Source organism: Mycobacterium sp. ACS1612 (assembly GCF_001667505.1).
In the GTDB taxonomy this organism is placed as follows: Bacteria; Actinomycetota; Actinomycetes; order Mycobacteriales; family Mycobacteriaceae; genus Mycobacterium.
Window position 1 is genome coordinate 208,853 of sequence record NZ_LZHZ01000067.1, and the last position, 22,816, is coordinate 231,668.

At 67.0% G+C, this 22,816-nt stretch carries 19 protein-coding genes; 16 read left to right on the forward strand and 3 right to left on the reverse strand.

All coding sequences use genetic code 11. The annotated features are described in order from the left end of the window. Positions 1–57: 57 nt before the first annotated feature. Complete coding sequence (locus A5724_RS29420) at positions 58–831, forward strand: SDR family NAD(P)-dependent oxidoreductase (protein WP_067810830.1); 774 nt, start codon at positions 58–60, stop codon at positions 829–831. Here A5724_RS29420 and A5724_RS29425 read toward each other — a convergent pair. Beyond that, a complete protein-coding gene (locus A5724_RS29425; protein WP_067810593.1) occupies positions 828–1,625 on the reverse strand; it encodes an ABC transporter ATP-binding protein in 798 nt (265 codons plus the stop codon). The two genes, A5724_RS29420 and A5724_RS29425, sit on opposite strands and share 4 nt — an antisense overlap. Continuing rightward, positions 1,622–2,086, reverse strand: a complete 465-nt coding sequence (locus tag A5724_RS29430) for a peroxiredoxin (protein ID WP_067810594.1) — start codon at positions 2,084–2,086, stop codon at positions 1,622–1,624. The genes A5724_RS29425 and A5724_RS29430 overlap by 4 nt, the downstream gene beginning before the upstream one ends. A 68-nt stretch (positions 2,087–2,154) precedes the next feature. On the opposite strand from A5724_RS29430, the gene A5724_RS29435 reads away from it, so the two are divergent. The 15 genes from A5724_RS29435 (at position 2,155) to A5724_RS29505 (ending at position 22,304) form a co-directional block, all read left to right on the forward strand. After that, on the forward strand, positions 2,155–2,886 hold the full coding sequence (locus A5724_RS29435; protein ID WP_067810833.1) for a mitomycin antibiotics/polyketide fumonisin biosynthesis protein: 732 nt from the start codon (positions 2,155–2,157) through the stop codon (positions 2,884–2,886). 51 nt (positions 2,887–2,937) lie between these two features. Continuing rightward, positions 2,938–4,443, forward strand: a complete 1,506-nt coding sequence (locus A5724_RS29440) for an anthranilate synthase component I (protein WP_156752514.1) — start codon at positions 2,938–2,940, stop codon at positions 4,441–4,443. Then, positions 4,440–5,018 carry a TIGR02234 family membrane protein gene (locus A5724_RS29445; RefSeq protein ID WP_067810597.1) on the forward strand — a complete coding sequence of 193 codons (579 nt, stop codon included), beginning with the start codon at positions 4,440–4,442 and terminating at the stop codon, positions 5,016–5,018. Before A5724_RS29440 ends, A5724_RS29445 begins: the two co-directional genes overlap by 4 nt. Positions 5,019–5,089: 71 nt before the next feature. Beyond that, entirely contained in the window at positions 5,090–5,908 is an 819-nt protein-coding gene (gene trpC, locus A5724_RS29450; protein WP_067810599.1) for an indole-3-glycerol phosphate synthase TrpC, read from the forward strand. A 3-nt stretch (positions 5,909–5,911) separates the two neighbouring features. Then, complete coding sequence (gene trpB, locus A5724_RS29455) at positions 5,912–7,171, forward strand: tryptophan synthase subunit beta (RefSeq protein WP_067810601.1); 1,260 nt, start codon at positions 5,912–5,914, stop codon at positions 7,169–7,171. Beyond that, the gene (gene trpA, locus A5724_RS29460) at positions 7,168–7,956 is read left to right on the forward strand and encodes a tryptophan synthase subunit alpha (protein ID WP_067810603.1); all 789 of its coding nucleotides are present in this window, start codon (positions 7,168–7,170) and stop codon (positions 7,954–7,956) included. Before trpB ends, trpA begins: the two co-directional genes overlap by 4 nt. Then, positions 7,953–9,878, forward strand: a complete 1,926-nt coding sequence (gene lgt / locus A5724_RS29465; protein WP_067810604.1) for a prolipoprotein diacylglyceryl transferase — start codon at positions 7,953–7,955, stop codon at positions 9,876–9,878. Before trpA ends, lgt begins: the two co-directional genes overlap by 4 nt. 119 nt (positions 9,879–9,997) lie before the next feature. Further along, positions 9,998–11,524, forward strand: coding sequence for an HNH endonuclease signature motif containing protein (locus A5724_RS29470; protein WP_067810605.1), 1,527 nt, complete (start codon positions 9,998–10,000; stop codon positions 11,522–11,524). A 70-nt stretch (positions 11,525–11,594) separates the two neighbouring features. Beyond that, positions 11,595–12,047, forward strand: coding sequence for an NINE protein (locus A5724_RS29475; RefSeq protein ID WP_067810835.1), 453 nt, complete (start codon positions 11,595–11,597; stop codon positions 12,045–12,047). Beyond that, on the forward strand, positions 12,037–12,444 hold the full coding sequence (locus A5724_RS29480; protein ID WP_067810606.1) for a DUF2752 domain-containing protein: 408 nt from the start codon (positions 12,037–12,039) through the stop codon (positions 12,442–12,444). Before A5724_RS29475 ends, A5724_RS29480 begins: the two co-directional genes overlap by 11 nt. Positions 12,445–12,526: 82 nt before the next feature. After that, on the forward strand, positions 12,527–17,056 hold the full coding sequence (gene gltB, locus A5724_RS29485) for a glutamate synthase large subunit (protein WP_067810607.1): 4,530 nt from the start codon (positions 12,527–12,529) through the stop codon (positions 17,054–17,056). Next, positions 17,049–18,557, forward strand: coding sequence for a glutamate synthase subunit beta (locus A5724_RS29490; RefSeq protein ID WP_067810608.1), 1,509 nt, complete (start codon positions 17,049–17,051; stop codon positions 18,555–18,557). Before gltB ends, A5724_RS29490 begins: the two co-directional genes overlap by 8 nt. A 26-nt stretch (positions 18,558–18,583) precedes the next feature. Next, positions 18,584–20,002: a pyruvate kinase gene (gene pyk / locus A5724_RS29495; RefSeq protein WP_067810836.1), complete on the forward strand. Its 1,419-nt coding sequence runs from the start codon at positions 18,584–18,586 to the stop codon at positions 20,000–20,002. Between the two features lie 15 nt (positions 20,003–20,017). Then, positions 20,018–20,887, forward strand: a complete 870-nt coding sequence (locus A5724_RS29500; RefSeq protein ID WP_067810610.1) for an acyl-CoA thioesterase II — start codon at positions 20,018–20,020, stop codon at positions 20,885–20,887. Positions 20,888–20,906: 19 nt separating this feature from the next. After that, complete coding sequence (locus A5724_RS29505; RefSeq protein ID WP_067810613.1) at positions 20,907–22,304, forward strand: bifunctional lysylphosphatidylglycerol flippase/synthetase MprF; 1,398 nt, start codon at positions 20,907–20,909, stop codon at positions 22,302–22,304. On the opposite strand, the gene A5724_RS29510 is transcribed toward A5724_RS29505, so the two are convergent. Beyond that, positions 22,301–22,810: a DUF4190 domain-containing protein gene (locus tag A5724_RS29510; RefSeq protein WP_067810615.1), complete on the reverse strand. Its 510-nt coding sequence runs from the start codon at positions 22,808–22,810 to the stop codon at positions 22,301–22,303. The two genes, A5724_RS29505 and A5724_RS29510, sit on opposite strands and share 4 nt — an antisense overlap. Positions 22,811–22,816 lie beyond the last annotated feature (6 nt).

Below are 22,816 nucleotides of genomic sequence, written 5' to 3' on the forward strand. Positions count from 1 at the left end.
GCGGTAAGTTTGCGGTGCCAGACTGCCGTGAGCGCGATCGTCCAGCAGACTGTCACGGTGACCTCCGTTGTCCTGATCACCGGCGCCAGTTCCGGAATCGGCCGCGCCACCGCGCTTCGACTGGCCGGTGACGGCGCGGCCGTGGCGTTGGTCGCGCTGCCTGGCGACGACCTCCACGAGACCGCCGAGGAATGCCGGGCTCTCGGATCGGGTGCGCTGGCCATCCCGGCCGACGTCGCGGATCCCGGGCAGGTGGCCGCGGCGTTCGACCGCGCCGAGACGCTGGGCGCCGTATCGGCGGTGTTCAGCAATGCCGGTATCTCGATTGTCGGTCCCGCAATCGAATTGGCCGACGACGACTGGCTGCGCCAACTGCACGTCAACCTGTCGGGCAGCTTCTACGTGGTGCGAGAGGCCGCCCGCCGGATGATTCCGCGCGGCGGTGGCGCGATCGTCGTCACCGGGTCAGAACTCGGATTGCTCGGCCAGGCTGGATATGTCGGCTACACCGCGACCAAAGGCGGCGTGCTGGCGATGACGCGCGCGTTCGCCGCGGAACTGGCGGTGCACGGCATCCGCGTCAACAGCATCTCGCCGGGCACCACCGAAACCCCAATGTTGCTAGCGGAATTCGCCGCTGCACTCGATCCGGATAGAGAGCGCGCCGAGAACGAGTCGACGATCCCGCTCGGCAGATTCGGTCAACCGGGGGACATCGCGGCGGCGGTTGCGTTCCTGCTGTCGGACGAGGCGCGTTACGTCACCGGAGCGAACCTCGTCGTCGACGGCGGGCGCACATCGTGTTTCACCGCCGGCACCCTGGGCGGTTAAACGTCGATGCGGGTGGCCTTCGCGCGCGCCGACCAGCGGCCGTCGTCGTAGCGCACCTCGACGGGATGCGAGAAAGCGGCCGTGACGTTTTCGGTCGTCACGGTGTCACGAGCGGGCCCGGTGGCCACCGTGCGACCCTCCGCGATCAACAGCGCATGCGTGGTCGTCGTCGGCAGTTCCTCGAGATGATGCGTGACCAGAATCGAGGCCACCTGGGGGTGCGTCTCGTCGAGTGTGTCGATGGTTTCCAGGAGTTGCTCGCGGGCGGCCACGTCGAGACCGGTCGTGGGTTCGTCGAGCAGCAGCAACCGCGGCTCTGAAATCAGTGCGCGCGCAATGAGAGTGCGGCCTCGTTCGCCCTGAGACAGGGTGGGCCAGATGTCATCGGCCTTCCGCGACAGGCCCACCGTCGCGATCATGTCCTCGGCGTGACGGAGTTCGTCGTCGCTTGGCGTCCACCGGTTCGGGATGTCGATCGTCGCGGTGATGCCGGTGAGCACCACGTCACGAACCGTCAGCGGATACTGCAGGCGGTGCCGCGGATTCACGTGGCCGATCGAATGCCGCAGCCGCGACAGGTCGACACGGCCCATCTGCTCGCCGAGGATGCGCACGGTGCCCGACGTCGGGAAGGTGACCGCCGCGCAGAAGCCCAGCAGTGTGCTCTTGCCGGCGCCGTTGGGGCCGAGCAGCGCCCAGTGCTCGCCCTCTTGCACAGTCAACGAGATGCCGTCGATGATCTGCTTGCCGTCGCGGCGGAACGTCACATCGGCGAGCTCGAGGACCGGGGTCACGCTGATTGCCGTTGCCGCAAGGTTTCCAGCGCCTTGTCCGCGTGGCTGTCCATGCTGAACTCGCTGGCGATCACGTCGAGCACGGTGCGGTCGGTGTCGATCACGAAGGTGGTGCGCTTGACCGGCATGAACTTGCCCAGCAGGCCGCGCTTGACGCCGAACTGCGTGGCGACCGTACCGTCGGCGTCGGAGAGCAGCGGGTAGTCGAATTTCTCCTTGTCGGCGAACTGGGCCTGCTTTTCGACCGCATCCGCGCTGATGCCAACAGGGCTTGCGCCGACAGCGGCGAATTCGGGGGCGAGATCGCGGAAGTGGCAGGCTTCCTTGGTGCATCCCGGCGTCATCGCGGCAGGGTAGAAGAACAGCACGATAGGGCCGTCGGCGAGCAATTCGGTCAGGCTTCGCACGGTGCCTGTCTGGTCCGGCAATTCGAACTCGGCAACCCGGTCACCACGTTTCATAGCCCCCCACGCTACGCCCACCGAAAATCGTTGGAGCGCGGCGTCGTTCCTGTGAAAGCGTGCAACAGATGCTGTGTGTGCCCGATATCGACGCCTTCATGGCCGACGGCTTCGTCAGGATCGAGGGGGCCGCTGCCCGTAGCGTCGCGGATGCCGCGCGATCAGCGTTGTGGCGGCAGCTGGGTCTTTCACCGGACAACCGCGACGGTTGGTCGCAACCGGTGCTCTGGGCCTCAGATGTGATGGGCCACGGTCCCTTCGGTGAACTCGTCACCAGTTCCGCGTTGGCAACGGCGCTCGACACCGTCTGCGGCCGCGGCGGTTGGCTCCCGCGCGCCTCGCTGGGCAATATTGCAGTCCGGTTCTCGGTGTCACCGCCCGCCGAGGATCGCGGATGGCACATCGACGCCAACACGCCCCAGGCCGACGGGACATGGGCGGTGACGGGACGTCCGCACACGGTGCTGCTGCTGACGCTGCTGTCGGAAGTCGGCCGCGACGATGCGCCGACCCGGATCCGGGTGGGGTCACATCGCGACGTGGCCCGCGTGTTGGGACCGGACCCGCTGGAACTGGCCGAGATGGGCCGCCTCGTCGACGCCGTCGGCGCCGAACGCGCCGTGGCGTACGCCACCGGTGAACCCGGGGACATGTATCTGCTGCATCCGTTCACCGCGCATGCCGCCGACGAACACCGCGGCAGCAGGCCGCGGTTCATGGCGCAGGCACCCGTCCTGCTGACCAGCCCGCTAACACCGACGTCGTCGTCGCCGTTGGCGCGCGTCTGGGAGAATTGCTGAGTGCAGACGACCGCCAACCTCGTCGGAGCCGCACCGGCGGCGACATCGGGCATGAGCACCACGTCACGCGAGGACTTCCGGGCGCTGGCCGCCGGGCACCGAGTGGTGCCGGTCACCCGCAAGGTGCTCGCCGACAGTGAGACCCCGCTGTCGGCGTACCGGAAGCTAGCCGCCAACCGGCCGGGGACGTTCCTGTTGGAGTCGGCCGAGAACGGTCGGTCGTGGTCACGATGGTCGTTCATCGGTGCGGGCGCGCCGTCGGCGCTGACGGTGCGCGACGGCGAGGCGGTATGGCTGGGCATCACCCCGAAGGACGCCCCGAAAGAGGGCGATCCGATCCGGGCACTGCGCGCGACGCTCGAATTGCTGAAAACCGAACCGGTGCCGGGCTTGCCGCCGTTGTCCAGCGGGCTGGTCGGGTTCTTCGCCTACGACATGGTGCGCCGCCTCGAACGGCTGCCGTCGCTGGCGGTAGACGACCTCGGGTTGCCGGACATGCTGTTGCTGCTGGCCACCGACATCGCCGCAGTCGACCACCACGAGGGCACCATCACGCTGATCGCCAACGCGGTGAACTGGAACGGCACCGACGAGCGGGTGGATTGGGCGTACGACGACGCGGTCGAGCGGCTCGACGTGATGACCGCGGCGCTGTCGGAGCCGTTGCCGTCGACCGTGGCGACGTTCAGCCGCCCGGAGCCGCTGCACCGCTCACAGCGCACGGTGGAGGAGTACACGGCCATCGTCGAGAAGCTCGTCGGCGACATCGAGGCCGGTGAGGCGTTCCAGGTGGTGCCGTCGCAGCGCTTCGAGATGAACACCGACGCCGATCCCCTCGACGTGTACCGCATGCTGCGGGTGACCAACCCCAGCCCGTACATGTATCTGCTGAATGTCCCAAATAGCGTTGGCGGACTGGACTTTTCGATCGTCGGATCCAGCCCGGAGGCGCTGGTGACGGTCAAGAACGGCAGGGCGTCGACGCATCCGATCGCAGGCACGCGTTGGCGTGGCGCCACCGAGGAAGAAGACGTGCTGCTCGAAAAGGAGTTGCTGCACGACGACAAGGAGCGCGCCGAGCACCTGATGCTGGTCGACCTCGGCCGCAACGACCTGGGCCGCGTCTGCCGCCCCGGCACGGTGCGGGTCGAGGACTACAGCCACATAGAGCGCTACAGCCACGTCATGCACATCGTGTCGACGGTGCGCGGCGAGCTGGCCGAGGACAAGACCGCATTGGACGCGGTCACCGCCTGCTTCCCGGCGGGCACCTTGTCGGGCGCGCCCAAGGTGCGGGCGATGGAGCTGATCGAGGAGGTCGAGAAGACGCGCCGCGGGCTGTACGGCGGTGTGCTCGGCTATCTGGACTTCGCGGGAAATGCCGACTTCGCGATTGCGATCCGTACCGCGCTGATGCGCAACGGCACGGCGTATGTGCAAGCAGGCGGGGGAGTCGTGGCCGACTCCAATGGCCCGTACGAGTACAACGAGGCGTCGAACAAGGCCAAGGCCGTGCTGAATGCGATCGCGGCGGCGGAAACGCTGACCGAACCGTGATCCGCCTGGCCCAGGTGCTGCTCCTGGTGTCCGCGGGGGCGCTGTGGGCGGCGTCGCGGATGGTGTGGGTTGACGTGCAGTCGTTCGACGGGCTGGGCCAGCCCAAGACGACCGCGCTGAACGGCGCGGCATGGTCGACGGCGCTGGTGCCGCTCGCGGTGCTCCTGGTGGCTGCTGCGGTGGCGGCGCTGGCGGTGCGAGGTTGGCCGTTGCGGCTGTTCGCGGTGCTGGTCGCCGCCGCCAGCGCGCTGATGGCCTACCTGGCGATCAGCCTGTGGGTGGTCCGCGACGTCGCGGTGCGGGCCGCGCATATCGCAGACGTGCCGATCACGAACCTGGTCAACACCCAGCGGCACTACGGCGGTGCCATCGTCGCGCTGGTGGCGGCGGTGGTGACGCTGGCCGGCGCCGTGCTGCTCGTCCGGTCGGCGGCCAGGGCCAGACCGGAAGCCGCACGCTACGAGCGTCGCGTCACGTCGTCGCCGCAGGAGGCCGCCGCGCCGTCGGAGCGGGCGATCTGGGACGCCCTCGACGAGGGTCGCGACCCGACCGATCCGGACAACAAGGGTCGGTGATCGATGGTGCTGTGGTGGCGACTACCCTTCCCTGAAGATCAAACATGCTCCTAGGAAGGACCGCAGCGGGGATGAGTTCGGCGACTGTGCTCGACTCCATCATCGAGGGAGTTCGTGTCGACGTTGCCGCCCGCGAGGCCGCCGTTCCCCTCGTCGAGATCAAAGCGATGGCCAAGGATGCGCCGCCGCCGCTGGATGTGCTCGCGGCGTTGCGTGCACCGGGCATCGGCGTGATCGCGGAGGTGAAGCGGGCGAGCCCGTCGCGCGGTGCGCTGGCGTCGATTTCGGATCCGGCCGAACTGGCTCGCGCATACGAGGACGGCGGGGCACGCGTCATCAGCGTGCTGACCGAACAGCGCCGGTTCAACGGCTCGCTGGACGATCTCGACGCGGTCCGTGCGGCGGTGTCAATCCCGGTGTTGCGCAAGGACTTCATCGTCGGGCCCTACCAGATTCACGAGGCCCGCGCGCACGGCGCGGACATGCTGCTGCTGATCGTCGCGGCGCTGGAGCAGTCGGTGTTGGAGCCGATGCTGGACCGAACGGAGTCGCTCGGCATGACGGCGCTCGTCGAGGTGCATACCGAGGAGGAGGCCGACCGCGCGCTGCAGGCTGGCGCGAAGGTGATCGGTGTCAACGCCCGCAACCTCAAGACGCTTGAGGTCGACCGTGATTGCTTTGCGCGCATCGCACCCGGGTTGCCGAGCAATGTGATTCGGGTTGCCGAGTCGGGGATCCGTGGCACCGCCGATCTGCTCGCCTATGCGGGAGCGGGCGCCGACGCGGTGCTCGTCGGCGAGGGACTTGTCACCAGCGGCGACCCTCGCAGCGCCGTTGCCGATTTGGTCACTGCAGGTACCCACCCGTCCTGCCCGAAACCCGCGCGCTGAGAAGTGGCGGACATCGCCGGCCCCGAGCTGCCGCGTTCCAGCGCGGCGGTGGCCGAACCCACCGCCCACGACCCTGACGAACGTGGTCATTTCGGCGTCTACGGCGGGCGTTTCGTCGCAGAAGCGTTGATGGCGGTGATCGAGGAAGTCACCGCCGCATACGAAAAGGCTCGTGGTGACCAGGCTTTCCTCGATGAGTTGGACCGGTTACAGCGCCACTACAGCGGCCGGCCGTCACCGCTGTACGAGGCGGAGCGGCTGTCGGACCACGCCGGTGGGGCGCGGATCTTCCTGAAGCGAGAAGACCTCAACCACACCGGATCTCACAAGATCAACAACGTGTTGGGACAGGCGTTGCTGGCGCGCCAGATGGGCAAGACCCGGGTGATCGCCGAGACCGGTGCCGGCCAGCACGGCGTGGCGACGGCGACGGCGTGCGCGCTGTTGGGTCTCGAGTGCGTGATCTACATGGGGGCGGTCGACACCGCACGGCAGGCGCTGAATGTGGCGAGGATGCGGTTGCTCGGCGCGACGGTGGTGTCGGTCGAGGCCGGTTCGAAGACGCTGAAGGACGCGATCAACGAGGCGTTCCGCGATTGGGTGACCAACGCGGACAACACCTATTACTGCTTCGGCACCGCGGCGGGTCCGCACCCCTTCCCGACCATGGTGCGCGATTTTCAACGGGTGATCGGACTGGAAGCCCGTGCGCAGATCGTCGATCAGGCGGGGCGCCTGCCGGATGCGGTGACCGCGTGTGTCGGTGGCGGGTCGAATGCGATCGGCATCTTCCACGCCTTCATCGACGATCCCGGCGTGCGCCTGGTCGGCTTCGAGGCCGCCGGCGATGGGGTCGAGACAGGGCGTCACGCCGCGACATTCACAGGCGGGTCACCTGGTGCGTTCCAAGGGTCGTTCTCTTACCTGTTACAGGACGAGGACGGACAGACGATCGAATCGCATTCGATCTCAGCCGGATTGGATTACCCGGGCGTGGGCCCAGAACATGCTTACCTGAAGGACACCGGTCGGGCGGACTATCGGCCGATCACCGACACCGAGGCGATGGACGCGTTCTCGCTGCTGTGCCGCACCGAGGGCATCATCCCTGCGATCGAATCCGCGCACGCGGTCGCCGGTGCGCTGAAGCTGGGCGCCGAGTTGGGCCGCGGGTCAATCGTGTTGGTGAACCTGTCGGGCCGCGGCGACAAGGATGTCGAGACCGCGGCGAAGTGGTTCGGGTTGTTGGACGGTGCGTCGTGAGCCGGCTTGGTCCATTGTTCTCCGCTTGTCGGGAGGAAGGCCGGTCGGCGCTGATCGGGTATCTGCCCACGGGCTTCCCCGATGTGCCGACGTCGATCTCGGCGATGACGGCGATGGTCGAATCCGGTTGCGACATCATCGAAGTAGGCATCGCATATTCGGATCCCGGAATGGATGGCCCGGTGATCGCGGCCGCGACAGAGGTGGCGTTGCGAGGCGGGGTTCGGGTGCGCGACGCACTGGCCGCGGTGGACGCGATCAGCAATGCCGGCGGCCGGGCCGTGGTAATGACGTATTGGAATCCGGTGCTGCGGTGGGGCGTTGAGGCGTTTGCGCGTGACCTGGCGTCTGCGGGCGGGCTCGGGATGATCACGCCGGATTTGATCCCCGATGAAGCGTCGGAATGGCTCGAGGTTTCCGAAGCGCACGATTTGGACCGGATCTTCCTGGTGGCACCGTCGTCGACGCCGGAGCGGTTGGCGGCGACGATCGACGCTTCACGCGGGTTCGTCTACGCCGCGTCGACGATGGGTGTCACGGGTGCGCGCGATGCGGTGTCGGTGGCGGCGCCGGAACTGGTGCGCAGGGTGAAAGCGTTGTCGGACATTCCCGTTGGGGTCGGCCTGGGTGTGCGATCGCGTGAACAGGCAGCGGAGATCGGCGCATACGCGGACGGGGTCATCGTGGGGTCGGCATTGGTATCGGCGCTCAAGGACGGAGTTCCGGCGGTGCGTGCCTTGACCGAAGAACTCGCCGATGGAGTGCGGCAGAGGATCACTGCGTGACGACGACTTACCTGGCCTACATACCAAGTCCTTCGCAAGGCGTCTGGCATATCGGCCCAGTGCCACTTCGGGCGTACGCGTTGTTCATCATCGTCGGGATCATCGCGGCGTTGGTGCTTGGTGATCGGCGATGGGTGGCCCGCGGCGGCCAACAGGGCGTCATCTACGACATCGCATTGTGGGCAGTGCCGTTCGGTCTGATCGGTGGCCGGCTGTATCACGTGATGACCGACTGGCGGACGTACTTCGGTGAAGACGGCGCGGGAGTGGCGGGTGCCCTGCGGATCTGGGACGGCGGTCTCGGCATCTGGGGTGCGGTCGCACTGGGGGCGGTCGGTGCGTGGATCGGTTGCAGGCAGAAGGAGATTCCGCTTTCCGCGTTCGGTGACGCGATCGCGCCAGGAATCGTTCTGGCCCAGGCCATCGGACGACTGGGTAACTACTTCAACCAAGAGTTGTATGGCAGGCCGACAACGCTGCCGTGGGGGCTGGAGATCTACGAGCGCCGCGACGCCAGTGGAGCGCTGGACACCCTGAACGGGGTATCGACCGGTCAGCTGATCGAGGTCGTCCACCCGACGTTCTTGTACGAATTGTTGTGGAACCTCTTGGTTTTCGCAGCGTTGCTGTGGATCGATAAACGGTTCAAGATCGGCCACGGCCGGCTGTTCGCGATGTATGTGGCGGGCTACTGTGTCGGCCGGTTCTGGGTCGAGTTGATGCGCAGCGACGTGGCCACGCACATCGCAGGTATCCGGATCAATTCGTTCACATCGACGTTCGTGTTCATCGGCGCGGTGGTGTACATCATGGTCGCGCCGAAGGGCAGAGAAGATCCGGCGTCGCTTGTGGGTAAACCGGAAGACGATCATGCGGTGCTGGCGAAAGAGCTGACGACTGTCGCAGCGACGACGGGCGTGGTGGCTGCCGCCAAGGCTGCGGGTGACGTCGAGGCCGAAGACGCGAAGGCTGCCGCTGAGCCCGAGACAGTAGACGCCGAAGCCCTTGGGGCCGACGTGGCAGGTGTGCCCGCAGACTCCGTCGAGGACGCCGAGAAGTTCGCGGCGGAGGGCGAGGACGAGGAGCCCGCGGCGGGCCTGGGTGCGGTCGAGGGCGAGGACGTCGCCGACGCCGTCGACGCCGCGCCGGAGGTGAATGAGGCCGAGGTAGAAGCCGCCGATGAGGCCGAGGCTGTCGCTGATGAAGCTGCCGCGGGAGCCGAAGACGAAGAGGCCGAGGCTGTCGCCGATGAAGCTGCCGCGGAAGCCGAAGTGGAGCCCGAAGCGCCGAGCGACGAGGGCGAGGTAGAGGCCGCCGATCAGGCCGAGGCTGTCGGTGATGAAGCCTCGGCAGACCCCGAGGCGGAGCCCGAAGAGGTCGAAGCCGCCGATGAGACTGTGGCTGCCGCCGACGAGCCCGCTGCAGGCCTTGGTGCGGTCGAGGGTCAGGAAATCGCCGATGCGGTGGATGCTGCGCCCGAGGTTCACGACGCCGAGGTAGAAGCTGCTGACGAGGTAGAGGCCGTCGCGGATCAGGTAGCCGCGGCAGAACCCGCAGCCGACGACGAACCTTTGTCGGAGGCGGCGGCCGAAGCCGAGGAACTCGCCGAGGAAGTTATCGAGGCGCCTGACGAGGAAATCGAGGCGGCAGCCGAGTTCGCCGCCGCGTTCTCCGAAGCCGATGCGGTCGAATCCGACGACTCCGAGCCGGACGAACACGAGACCGAGGCCGCCGAGGCCGCAGTCGAAGAGACTGAAAGCGAGCCCTCCGAGGAAGAGAAGGAAGCGGTTGTCGACGAAGCCGCCTCCGCCGCTGACGACGAACCCAAGACCGGTGTTTTGGAGCAGGCGAACCCCGAGCCTCCGAAACAGCCCGGGCCTGCTGCTGGGCGACTGAGCCGCTTGTTCCGTCGCAATCGCTGACGGACGTCCTATACCAGAAGCTGCGGCTCACCGACGAAGTGATCCCCAGGCACGAATTCATCCACAGCCTGCACAGATGTGGTGGCGACTGGTCGGGGTGGCTGAATATTGTCGAAAGTATGTTCGAATCTTTGGTTGCGGCTGCGGTGGGTGCCTCGGGTGCCGGCGCGGTGGGGGCGTGGGCGCGGGTGGAAAACGCCGCCTGCGCGCGACGTCTGGCAGCCAGCGCCGACATCCTGGAGGCGCGGTTGTCGGCCGTTGGGTCCGCCGAGCGCGACCAGTGGTGTCTGGACAACTGGGACGCCGTCAGTGCCGAGGTGGCCGCCGAGCAGAACGTCTCCCACGGAGTGGCCTCCCATCAGTTGTTGGTGGCGATATCACTGCGTGAGCGGCTGCCGCGGGTGGCCGAGGTGTTCGCCACCGGGGCGCTGTCCTATCGGCTGGTGGCCGCGATCGTGTCACGCACCCGGTTGGTACGTGATCCGCAGGCCCGCGCGGCGCTGGATGCCGCGATCGCCGCCGAGGCGCAAAGCTGGACCAGATTGTCGGCGGCCAAAACCGAGACCGCCATCGACGCGCTGATCGATCGGATCGATCCGGGCGCGTTGCGGCGCACCGAGCGCAGCGCGCGTGGCCGGCATCTGGACATCGTGGCCGGCGACGACGGCAGCGGCCTGGACAGCATCGAGGGCACACTGCTGGCCCCGCACAGCGCCGCGCTCAACGAGCGGCTGCGCACGCTGATCGGCTCGGTGTGCCGCAATGATCCGCGCACCATCGATCAGTTGCGTGCCGATGCGATGGGGGCGATGGCCACTTATGCCGAGAAGCTGGGCTGTGAGTGTGGTGATCCGCACTGCCCGGCCTCGACCGCGGCGGCCGGGTCGGCGTCTGGTGGAGCGGTGATTCATGTGATCGCCGAGCAATCCAGCATGGCCGATGACACACCGGTGCACCTCGACGGTGAAGCACCGCCATCGTTCAAATCGGATAAACCGTTGCGCGAACACACGATTGCCGAGCTGAGCGCCCCGGAACCGATGCCAGGGCCGGCGCACACCAACCCGGCGGCGATCATCGGCGGTGGGATCCTGCCCGCGCCGTTGTTGGCGGCCAAACTGGCGGCCAAAGCGGTCATTCGGCCGCTGATTCATCCCGGTGACGCGCCGCCTGAACCGCGCTACACCCCGTCGCGCGCGCTGGCCGATTTCGTCCGGTGTCGCGATATGACGTGTCGTTTCCCGGGCTGCGATGAACCGGCCTACCGCTGCGATTTGGACCACACGATCGCCTACCCGGGCGGGCCGACGTGCGCGTCGAATCTGACGTGTCTGTGTCGAAAACATCATCTACTCAAGACTTTTTGGGGTTGGTCGGCGCGGCAACTGGCCGACGGCACCCTCGTCTGGTCCGCGCCCAACGGGCGGACCTACACCACCTATCCGGGTGCCCGGTTGCTCTTCCCGCAACTGTGCGCACCGACCGCGCCCGTCAGAACACCCACGGTCGCGCCGCCCAAGGCCACCGGGCTGACTATGCCGCGGCGCACACACACCCGCGAACAGCAACGCCAACACAGCATCGAAGCCGAACGCTGCCTCAACGACCCCTATGTCGCCGAACGCAACAAACCCCCACCGTTCTAGAGGCACGCCCGATAGTTGGCGGGTTTTCCTTACTTACGACCAGCCGTGTTGCTCTGGCATGCTGGGTGCCATGACCGAGCCGCAGTTCAGTGGCAGTGAAAGCGGCGGCCCGTTCCCGCCGCCCCCGCAGCAGCCGGGCTACCTGCCGCCGCAATCGGACCAGTACCCGCCACCTCCCGGGCAGTACCCGCCGCCCCCGGGTCAGTACCCGCCGCCGGTCGGCACCTACCCGCCGGCGTACTTGGATCCCGCTGCCCCCTATGGCAGGCATCCGCTGACCGGCGAACCGCTCTCGGAGAAGTCGAAGATGATCGCGGGGCTGCTGCAGCTGCTCGGGCTATTCGGGCTGGTCGGCATCGGCCGTATTTACTTGGGCCACACGGCGCTCGGGGTCGCACAGTTGATCGTCGGGATCGTCACATGCGGCATCGGCGCAGTGGTGTGGGGCATCATCGACGCGATTCTGATCCTCACCGACAAGGTCCGCGATCCGCAGGGGCGTCCGCTGCGCGATGGCACCTAGCACTATCAGCCGACGGCAGGTCTACGGGGCAATCGGCGCCGGGGCCGCCCTCACCGGCGCGCTGGCCTACATCGGTCTCGGTGATCCGCACCGCTCGGACTTCGGCTTTCCGCCGTGTCCGTTCAAGGCGCTGACCGGGTGGAACTGCCCGGGTTGCGGCGGTCTGCGCATGACGCACGACGTGCTGCACGGTGACTTTGCCGCCGCCGTCATGGACAACGCCTTCCTCCTGGTCGGTCTGCCGTTGCTGGCGGCCTGGCTGCTCGTTCGCTGGCGGCGCGGCGAATCGTTGATGCCGAAGCCTGCTGTCGTCGTGCTCGTCGTCGCCGCATTTACCTGGACGGTGGTACGAAACCTGCCCGGGTTCCCGCTGGTCCCGACGCTGATAACCGGTTAGCTCCGCAACCCGCTGATACAATCGACAACCGGGCCGGTGCAGTCCCGGACCACGCTTTTCCGGACTGCGAAGGTAGCCTCCGATGCTGTATTCGGCATTTCCTGAACCTCAGGGCTTGTATGACCCTGAGAACGAATCGGATTCCTGCGGTGTCGCCATGGTCGCCGACATTCAGGGCCGTCGCTCGCACGCGATCGTCATTGACGGCCTCATCGCCCTCGAGCACCTCGAACATCGCGGCGCCGCGGGCGCCGAACCCAACAGCGGCGACGGCGCAGGAATCCTCATCCAGTTGCCAATCGAACTTCTGAGTGCCGTCGTGGACTTCGAGTTGCCCGCGGCCACCGACGACGGCTGCAATACCTTCGCCGCCGGGCTGTGCTTCCTGCCGCAGGATCCCCATGCCCGCGCAGCTGCCATCGAACATGTCGAAGGCATCGCCAAAGACGAGGGCCTGGAGATCGTGGGCTGGCGCCCGGTACCCGTCGATCCCGACGGTGCCGAAGTCGGCGTCACCGCGCTCGGCTGTATGCCGTACATGGCACAGCTTTTCGTCACCACCCCGGAAGGCGGCATCGGCGGCATCGACCTCGACCGCCGCGTCTACCCGCTGCGCAAGCGCGCCGAACGCGATGGCGTGTACTTCCCGTCGCTGTCCAGTCGCACCATGGTTTACAAGGGCATGCTCACCACAATGCAGCTGCCGCAATACTTTCCGGACCTGCGCGACGAACGGTGCCGCAGCGCCATCGCGGTCGTGCACAGCCGGTTCTCCACCAACACCTTCCCCTCCTGGCCGTTGGCCCACCCGTTCCGCTTCGTCGCCCACAACGGCGAGATCAACACGGTGCGCGGCAACCGCAACCGCATGCACGCCCGCGAGGCCATGCTCGCCAGTTCGAAGATCCCCGGCGATCTCAGCAGGCTCTCGCCAATCTGCACCCCCGAGGCCTCCGACTCCGCCTCCTTCGACGAGGTACTCGAACTCCTGCACCTCGGCGGCCGCAGTCTGCCGCACGCGGTGCTGATGATGATCCCCGAGGCGTGGGAGAACGCCATCACCATGGACGCCGACGAACGCGCGTTCTGGCAGTTCCACGCCTCTGTGATGGAGCCATGGGACGGGCCCGCCTGCGTCACCTTCACCGACGGCACTCTCGTCGGAGCGGTGTTGGACCGCAACGGATTACGGCCCGGCCGGTGGTGGCGCACCATCGACGACCGCGTCATCCTCGCCAGCGAGAGCGGTGTGCTCGACGTGCCGTCCGCCGAGATCGTCGCCAAGGGGCGCCTTCAGCCCGGCAAGATGTTCTTGATCGACACCGCGCAGGGCCGCATCATTCCCGACGACGAGATCAAAGAGAACCTCAGCAAGCAGGAACCCTACGGTGAATGGCTGCACGCGGGCCTGCTCGATCTCAAGACGCTGCCCGACCGTGTGCGCATCACCCCCAACCACGACTCCGTGGTGCGACGCCAGATCGCCTTCGGCTACACCGAAGAGGATCTCCGCATCCTGCTCACCCCGATGGCCGCATCCGGCGCCGAGCCACTCGGCTCGATGGGCACCGACACGCCGACCGCCGTGCTGTCCCAACGGTCCCGGCTGCTCTACGACTACTTCGTCGAACTCTTCGCACAAGTGACCAACCCGCCACTGGACGCCATCCGCGAAGAGATCGTCACCTCGATGGCCCGCGTCATGGGTCCTGAGCACAACCTGCTCGAGCCCAGTGCTGCATCGGTCCGCCAGATCGTGCTCAAGTGGCCCGTTCTCGACAACGACGAGCTCAACAAGATCGTCCACATCAACGACGACCATGAGCATCCGGGCCTGAAGACCACCGTGCTCAAGGCGCTCTACGACGTCGAACGCGGCGGGGAAGGCCTGGCTGACGCCCTCGACGAACTGCGGCATCGCGCCTGCGACGCGATCGCCAAAGGGGCACGCACACTGGTCATCTCGGATCGTGACTCCGACCACACCAGGGCCCCCATCCCGTCGCTGCTCGCTGTCTCCACCGTTCACCACCACCTGGTCCGCACCAAAGAACGCACCAACGTCGCGCTGGTGGTGGAAAGCGGCGACGCCCGCGAAGTGCACCACATCGCTATGCTCATCGGCTTCGGTGCCGCGGCGGTCAACCCGTACCTCGCGTTCGAGTCCATCGAAGACCTGATCCGCGAGGGCGAACTCACCGGCATCGAACCTGCCGCCGCCGTGCGCAACTACCTCAAAGCGCTCGGCAAGGGCGTGATGAAGGTGATGAGCAAGATGGGCATCTCCACCGTCGCCTCCTACACCTCGGCCCAGGTGTTCGAGGCGGTCGGTATCGACAAGGACGTCATCGACGAGTACTTCACCGGCACTCCAAGCCAATTGGGCGGTGCGGGACTCGACGTGCTCGCCGAAGAGGTCAAGCAACGGCACCGCCGCGCATATCCGGAGAACCCCACCGAACGCGTACACCGCAGGCTCGAAGTCGGCGGTGAGTACGCCTTCCGTCGCGAAGGCGAACTGCACCTGTTCACACCGGAAGTGGTTTTCCTGCTTCAGCATTCGACCCGCACCGGCAGACACGGCATCTTCCAGCAGTACTCCGACGAGGTCAACCGCCTCTCCAAGGAAGGCGGCACCCTTCGCGGGCTGTTCGACTTCAAGAAGACCAGGCCCCCCGTGCCACTGGACGAAGTGGAACCCGTCGAGTCGATCGTCACCCGCTTCAACACCGGCGCGATGAGCTACGGGTCCATCTCCGCCGAAGCACACGAAACCATGGCGATCGCGATGAACAACCTCGGCGGCCGGTCCAACTCCGGTGAGGGCGGCGAGGACACCGAACGCCTCTACGACCCGAAACGGCGCAGCGCCGTCAAGCAGGTCGCGTCCGGCCGCTTCGGCGTCACCAGCGACTACCTTGTCAACGCCACCGACATTCAGATCAAGATGGCGCAGGGCGCCAAACCCGGTGAAGGCGGCCAGCTTCCGGGCTTCAAGGTGTACCCGAACATTGCCAAGACGCGGCACTCGACGCCCGGCGTCGGGCTCATCAGCCCGCCGCCGCACCACGACATCTACTCCATCGAGGATCTCGCCCAGCTGATCCACGACCTCAAGAACGCCAACGACCGGGCCCGCGTCCACGTCAAGCTCGTCAGTTCCATCGGGGTCGGCACCGTCGCAGCCGGGGTGTCCAAGGCACACGCCGACGTCGTGCTGATTTCCGGCCACGACGGCGGCACCGGCGCGGCGCCGCTGACCAGCCTCAAACATGCGGGCGTGCCGTGGGAAATCGGCCTCGCCGACACCCAGCAGACCCTGGTGCTCAACGGGCTTCGGGACCGCATCACCGTGCAGTGCGACGGCGGTATGCGCACCGCCCGCGACGTCATCGTCGCCGCCCTGCTCGGTGCCGAAGAGTACGGTTTCGCCACCGCGCCGCTGGTGGTGTCCGGCTGCATCATGATGCGGGTCTGCCACCTCGACACCTGCCCGGTCGGCGTCGCCACCCAGAACCCGGAACTACGAGCGCGATTCAACGGCAAGCCGGAGTTCGTCGAGAACTTCTTCCGCTTCATCGCCGAGGACATCCGCCGCTACCTTGCCGAGCTTGGCTTCCGCAGCCTCGACGAAGCCATTGGGCACGCCGAACTGCTCGACACCGCAGCAGGTATCTCGCACTGGAAAGCCAAGGGCCTGGACCTGACGAAGGTGTTCGTCGTGCCCGAGAACGCGACCCAACGCCGTCGCACCCGCGACCAGGACCACGGCCTCGACCAGGCGCTGGACCGCACGCTGATCCAGCTCGCCGAGGGCGCATTGGAAGACGCGCATCCCGTGCACCTGGAACTGCCGGTGCGCAACGTCAACCGCACCGTCGGCACCCTGCTCGGCTCCGAGGTCACCCGGCGCTACGGCGCGCAGGGGTTGCCCGAGGGCACCATCCACGTCACGCTCACCGGATCGGCCGGCCAATCCATCGGCGCCTTCCTCCCGCCCGGCATCACGCTCGAGCTCATCGGGGACGCCAACGACTATGTCGGCAAGGGCCTCTCAGGTGGCCGGGTGATCGTCCGGCCGCCCGACGACGTGCTGTTCCTGCCCGAGGACAACGTGATCGCAGGCAATACCCTGCTGTTCGGCGCCACCTCCGGTGAACTGTATCTGCGCGGCAGGGTGGGTGAGCGGTTCGCCGCACGCAACTCCGGCGCACTGACCGTCGTCGAAGGAGTCGGCGACCACGCCTGCGAGTACATGACCGGTGGCCGTGTCGTCGTGCTCGGCAAGACGGGCCGCAACATGGCCGCGGGCATGTCCGGCGGCATCGCGTTCGTGCTGGGCCTTGACCCCGCCCGCGTCAACACCGAGATGGTCGAATTGCAGCGCCTCGAACCCGAGGACCTGACCTGGCTGCACGGCGTCATCGCCAAGCACGCCGGCTACACCGGCAGCACGGTCGCCAAATCGGTGCTGTCCGACTGGCCTAGGCGCAGTGCGCAATTCACCAAGGTCATGCCCACCGATTACCAACGTGTGCTGCAGGCGACGCGGATGGCCAAGGCCGAGGGCCGCGACGTCGACACCGCGATCATGGAGGCCAGCCGTGGCTGATCCGCACGGATTTCTCGAGGTGCCCAAGGTCGAGGCCGCCAAGCGGCCCGTCGACGAACGCGTCGGCGACTGGCGCGAGGTGTACGAACTGCAGAACCCGCACGAGCGGGCAGGCGAGGTGTCCCAACAGGCCCGCCGCTGCATGGACTGCGGAATCCCGTTCTGCCACTCGGGTTCCGCGGGCTGCCCGCTCGGCAACCTGATCCCCGAATGGAACGACCTGGTCCGAAGGGGGCGCTGGGATGCGGCCAGCGACCGGTTGCACGCCACCAACAACTTCCCGGAGTTCACCGGGCGGTTGTGTCCGGCGCCGTGTGAGGCCGCCTGCGTGCTGTCCATCGCCGAAGAGCAGACCGGCGGCAGCGTGACGATCAAACGCATCGAGCAGACCATCGCCGACCAGGCGTGGTTGGACGGCATCGTCGAACCCCAGCCCGCGGCCATCTCGACCGGCAAGAAGGTCGCCGTCGTCGGCTCCGGCCCCGCCGGACTGGCTGCCGCGCAACAACTCACCCGCGCCGGCCACGACGTCACCGTCTACGAGCGCGACGACCGCATCGGCGGCCTGATGCGCTACGGCATCCCCGAGTACAAGCTGGAGAAGCGCACGCTCAACCAGCGGCTCGCTCAGATGCGCGCCGAGGGAACACGTTTCGTCACCGAGACCGAGGTCGGTGTCGACATCACCGTCGAGCAACTCCGAAAGCAATACGACGCCGTCGTGCTCGCAGTCGGTGCGCTGCGGGCACGCGACAACGAGGTCGAGGGTCGGCACCTGCAGGGCGTCCACCTCGCGATGGAACACCTGGTGCCCGCCAACAAGGAGTGCGAGGGCGACGGGCCCAGCGCGATCTCCGCCAAGGGCAAACATGTGGTGATCATCGGCGGCGGCGACACCGGCGCCGACTGCCTCGGCACCGCGCACCGGCAGGGCGCCGCGTCGGTGACCCAACTGGACTACAACCCCGAACCGCCGGAGTACCGCGACGAATCACGCTCGCCGTGGCCGATGTGGCCGATCGTGTTGCGCACCCGGCTTTCGCCCGCGCATGCCGAAGGCGGTCACCGCAAGTACGAGGTTGCGGTCCAGCGCTTCGTCGGCGACGACCGCGGCCACGTGCGGGCCATCGAGATCGCCGAGGTGAAAGTCGAACGCGACCCCGAGGGCCACCGGCGCATCACACCGGTTGGGGAGTCTCTTGAGATTCCCTGTGAGTTGGCGCTGCTGGCGATCGGCTTCGACGGTGTCGAACACATGCCGCTGTTGGACGGCCTCGGGCTGACACTGAACCGGCGCGGCAGTTTGCCGTGCGGATCGGATTGGCAGACAGCCGCGCCAGGCGTGTTTGTCTGCGGCGACGCACACCGCGGCGCATCGCTGATCGTCTGGGCGATCGCGGAGGGCCGCAGCGCCGCGCACGCCGTCGACGCCTACCTGATGGGGGAGTCGGATCTCCCCGCGCCTGTCCGCCCGGGGGCCCTACCTCTCGCCGTCATCTGAACCGATTCACGACTATGCTTCTCGGCGTGAATCGACGCGGAAAAATCGTCTGTACGCTGGGCCCGGCCACCGCAACCGACGAAGCAGTGAAGGCGCTGGTCGAGGCGGGAATGGATGTCGCGCGGCTCAACTTCAGCCACGGCGACTACAGCGACCACGAGGCCAACTACAAGCGGGTGCGCACCGCCTCCGATCTGACAGGGCACGCGGTCGGCATTCTCGCCGACCTGCAGGGCCCCAAGATCCGGCTCGGCCGGTTCAAGGACGGCCCGACGTTCTGGGCGAACGGCGAAACCGTGCGCATCACCGTCGATGATTGCGAAGGCACACACGACCGGGTGTCCACCACCTACAAGCGACTGGCCGAGGACGCCACGCCGGGCGACCGGGTGCTCGTCGACGACGGCAACGTGGGTCTGCTCGTCGAGAGCATCGACGGCAACGACGTCGTCTGCACGGTCACCGAGGGCGGCACGGTCAGCAACAACAAGGGCATGTCGCTGCCCGGTATGAACGTCTCCGCGCCCGCGCTGTCGGAGAAGGACATCGAGGACCTCGAGTTCTCACTGAAACTCGGCGTCGACCTGCTCGCACTTTCGTTCGTCCGCTCACCCGCCGACATCGAGTTGGTGCACGAGATCATGGACCGCGTCGGCAGGCGGGTGCCCGTCATCGCCAAACTCGAAAAGCCGGAAGCCATCGACAATCTCGAGGCGATCGTGCTGGCATTCGACGCGATCATGGTGGCCCGCGGCGACCTCGGCGTCGAGTTGCCGCTCGAAGAAGTGCCGCTGGTGCAGAAGCGCGCGATCCAAATGGCAAGGGAGAACGCCAAACCCGTCATTGTCGCCACCCAGATGCTGGAGTCGATGATCGAGAATTCGCGGCCGACCCGGGCCGAGGCCTCGGACGTCGCAAACGCGGTGCTCGACGGCGCCGACGCGGTGATGCTGTCCGGTGAGACGTCGGTGGGCAAGTACCCGCTCGAGGCCGTCAAGACGATGGCGCGCATCATCTCAGCGGTCGAGGAAAACTCCGTCGCCGCACCGCCTCTCGCGCATGTGCCGCGCACCAAACGTGGAGTCATCTCCTATGCCGCCCGTGACATCGGTGAGCGGCTGGACGCCAAGGCGCTCGTCGCGTTCACCCAGTCGGGTGACACCGTGCGCAGGCTCGCTCGACTGCACACCCCGCTTCCCGTGCTGGCGTTCACCGCGCTGCCGGAGGTGCGCAGCCAGTTGGCGCTGACCTGGGGGACCGAGACGTTCATCGTGCCCCACATGACCAGCACCGATCAGATGATCCGGCAGGTGGACAAGTCACTGCTGGAACTCGGCCGCTACAAGCGGGGCGAACTGGTGGTCATCGTCGCAGGCGCTCCGCCGGGCACAGTAGGCTCCACCAATCTGATCCACGTGCACCGGATCGGCGAGGAAGACGTCTAACTGAGAGGAGGTCGAGTGTCGACGGCGGATTTCCAAGAGCTGCTGGCGGTACTCGACCTCAACCGCACCGACGACAATCTGTTCGTCGGTGTGCACCCGAGCAAGAACCCGGTGCGCACCTTCGGCGGCCAGATGCTGGCACAGGCCTTCGTCGCGGGCAGCCGCACCGTGTCGGAAAAGCTGCCGCCCGCGAGCATTTCGGCGCACTTCATCGCGGGCGGTGATCCGGGCAAGGACCTCGAGTTCCACGTGGCGCGGCTTCGTGACGAGCGCCGCTTCGCCAACCGCAGGGTCGACGTGATGCAGGACGGCCAACTGCTGACCACCGCGATGATCGCCTACCTGTCCGGCGGGCGCAGCCTCGAGCACGGTATCGAAGCGCCGTTGCTGCCCGATCCCGAGTCGGTGCCGCCCGTCGACGATCTGCTGCGCGGCTACGAGGACATCGTGCCTCATTTCGTCAATGCACTGCGTCCGATCGACTGGCGCTACACCAACGACCCGACCTGGGTGATGCGCGACAAGGGCGACAAGCTCACCTACAACCGGGTCTGGATGAGGACCGAGGGTGCGATGCCCGACGATCCGGTGGTGAACTGCGCGGCGCTCATCTACTCGTCCGACACCACGGTGCTCGACTCGATCATCACCACGCACGGGTTGTCCTGGGGCTACGACCGGATCTTTGCCGTGACCACGAACCACTCGGTGTGGTTCCACCGCCCGGTGCGATTCGACGAGTGGGTGCTGTACTCGACATCGTCGCCCGTCGCCGCCGACTCGCGTGGCCTCGGTACCGGCCATTTCTTCGACCGGTCGGGCCACCTGTTGGCCACCGTCGTGCAGGAAGGCATCGTCAAGTATTTCCCCGGCGCAAACAGGTAGCGGGCGTAACCTTTTTGCTGTGAGCGATTCGCGCGTCAATATTGCGCCGCGGTTGCGAGCCCGCGAGCGCGTCGTCGTCCATGTCGATTCGCCTGCCGTCCGCTGGATCGGCGCGCTGGCCGTGCTCGGCCTGTTCTGCTGGCTGGTCCTTCTGCTCACCCGTGACCACGACCGCGACTGGCATGCCGCCGGCCGGTTGGCGTGGTCGCTGACCCTGCTCACCGCGGTGGCGCTCATCGCCCGCGGCATCTTTCTCGGCAGACCGGTCACCGCGGCACATGCCTGGCTTTCGCTGGCCGCGGTGTTGGCCGGCCTCGGCGCCCACGTGCTGGTGTTCGATCTGCTCGGCAACTTCCTCATTGTCTGCGCGGGTGCGCTGTTGATGTGGCCAACCACAGCGCAGCCGAATCCCGTTGATCGACAACATATTTGGAAGCTGGTGAATGCGACGACCGGTGATCCGCTTGCGCCTTTCGCGATGCAGGAGAAGAAGTGCTACCACTTCACCGCGGACGGCACCGCGGCCATCGCGTACCGCACCCGGATGGGCTATGCGGTGGTCAGCGGCGATCCGGTCGGCGACGAGACCCGGTACGCCGACCTGGTCGCCGACTTCGCGGTGATGTGCCACGCCCGGGGGTGGCGGATCGTCGTGCTCGGCTGCAGTCAACGCCGGCTGGACCTGTGGGCCGACGGCACGGTGCTCGGCCAGACGCTGCGGGCGGTGCCGATAGGCCGCGACGTGGTCATCGACGTGGCGAGTTTCGACATGGTCGGGCGCAAGTACCGCAACCTGCGTCAGGCGGTGCAGCGCACGCACAACTTCGGCATCACCACCGAGGTGCTACCCGAGCAGGGACTCGATGGCCGCACGCTCGCCGAGTTGACCGACGTGCTGCTGGCGTCGCCGAAGGGTGCGCGCGTCGAGCGCGGGTTCTCGATGTGCCTCGACGGTGCGCTCGAGGGCCGGTATCCCGGGGTGCTATTAGCCGTCGCCCGCGACAGTGACGGGCGGGTGCAGGGCTTCCATCGGTACGCGACGGCCGGACAGGGCAGCGAAGTCTCACTCGACGTGCCGTGGCGACGCCGCGATGCACCCAACGGCATCGACGAGCGGTTGTCGGTGGACATGATCGCGTGGACCCGCGAGAACTGCGGGCAGCGGCTGTCGTTGGCGTTCGCCGCGTTCCCGGAGATCTTCGACGACAAGAACCGCGGCAGGATGTCCAGCCTGATCTACACCGCGATTCATCTCGGCGACGCCTTGATAGCGCTGGAATCGTTGTACCGCTACCTGCGCAAATTCCATGCTCTCGGGGACCGCCGATATGTGATGGCGTCGATGACCCAGATCTTGCCGCTGTTGATCGTGCTGCTGTCGCTGGAGTTTCTCCCCCGTCGGCGCCGGCTCGCCTAGGGGCTGGGGGTGAGCGTCACCGAGAACTGGTCCTCGACGCGTTCCCGGAATTGGTCGGCGCACTTCTGGATTTCCTGCTCGTCGGAGCCGGCCTTGGCGACGCAGTCGACGTAGTCGGAGCCGCCGACCTCTTTGAACATCCCGTACCAGATCGGGATGAATACCAGCGCCAGCACGATTGCCAAGACGCCCAACACGATTCCGGCGGTCGCGACGCCGCCGTTGGTGGCCTGACCGCGTTTGACCCTGCCGCGCGCGACGATGCCGAGGATGACCGCGACCAAGCCGAGGATCACGCCGCCCGCCACCGTCCAGCACAGCACCAGACCGACGATCGCCAGCACCAGCGCGGCGATGCCGAGGCCGTTGCGCGGCGCCGTCGGCGGCGGCATGTAACCGGCGTACGGCTGCGGTGGCGGCGGCGGGTAGCTGCCGGGTGGCGGCGGCGGGTAGTTGCCGGGATACGGCCCCCACTGCGGTGGCGGTGGCGGCGGCGGTTCGCTCATTGTGGT

Coding starts and splice junctions, on each gene's coding strand:
- A5724_RS29430 (WP_067810594.1), bottom strand. CDS start 2,086: ATGAAACGTGGTGACCGGGTTGCCGAGTTCGAATTGCCGGACCAGACA.
- A5724_RS29435 (WP_067810833.1), top strand. CDS start 2,155: ATGCTGTGTGTGCCCGATATCGACGCCTTCATGGCCGACGGCTTCGTC.
- A5724_RS29440 (WP_156752514.1), top strand. CDS start 2,938: ATGAGCACCACGTCACGCGAGGACTTCCGGGCGCTGGCCGCCGGGCAC.
- trpC (WP_067810599.1), top strand. CDS start 5,090: ATGAGTTCGGCGACTGTGCTCGACTCCATCATCGAGGGAGTTCGTGTC.
- A5724_RS29470 (WP_067810605.1), top strand. CDS start 9,998: ATGTTCGAATCTTTGGTTGCGGCTGCGGTGGGTGCCTCGGGTGCCGGC.
- A5724_RS29475 (WP_067810835.1), top strand. CDS start 11,595: ATGACCGAGCCGCAGTTCAGTGGCAGTGAAAGCGGCGGCCCGTTCCCG.
- A5724_RS29480 (WP_067810606.1), top strand. CDS start 12,037: ATGGCACCTAGCACTATCAGCCGACGGCAGGTCTACGGGGCAATCGGC.
- gltB (WP_067810607.1), top strand. CDS start 12,527: ATGCTGTATTCGGCATTTCCTGAACCTCAGGGCTTGTATGACCCTGAG.
- A5724_RS29510 (WP_067810615.1), bottom strand. CDS start 22,810: ATGAGCGAACCGCCGCCGCCACCGCCACCGCAGTGGGGGCCGTATCCC.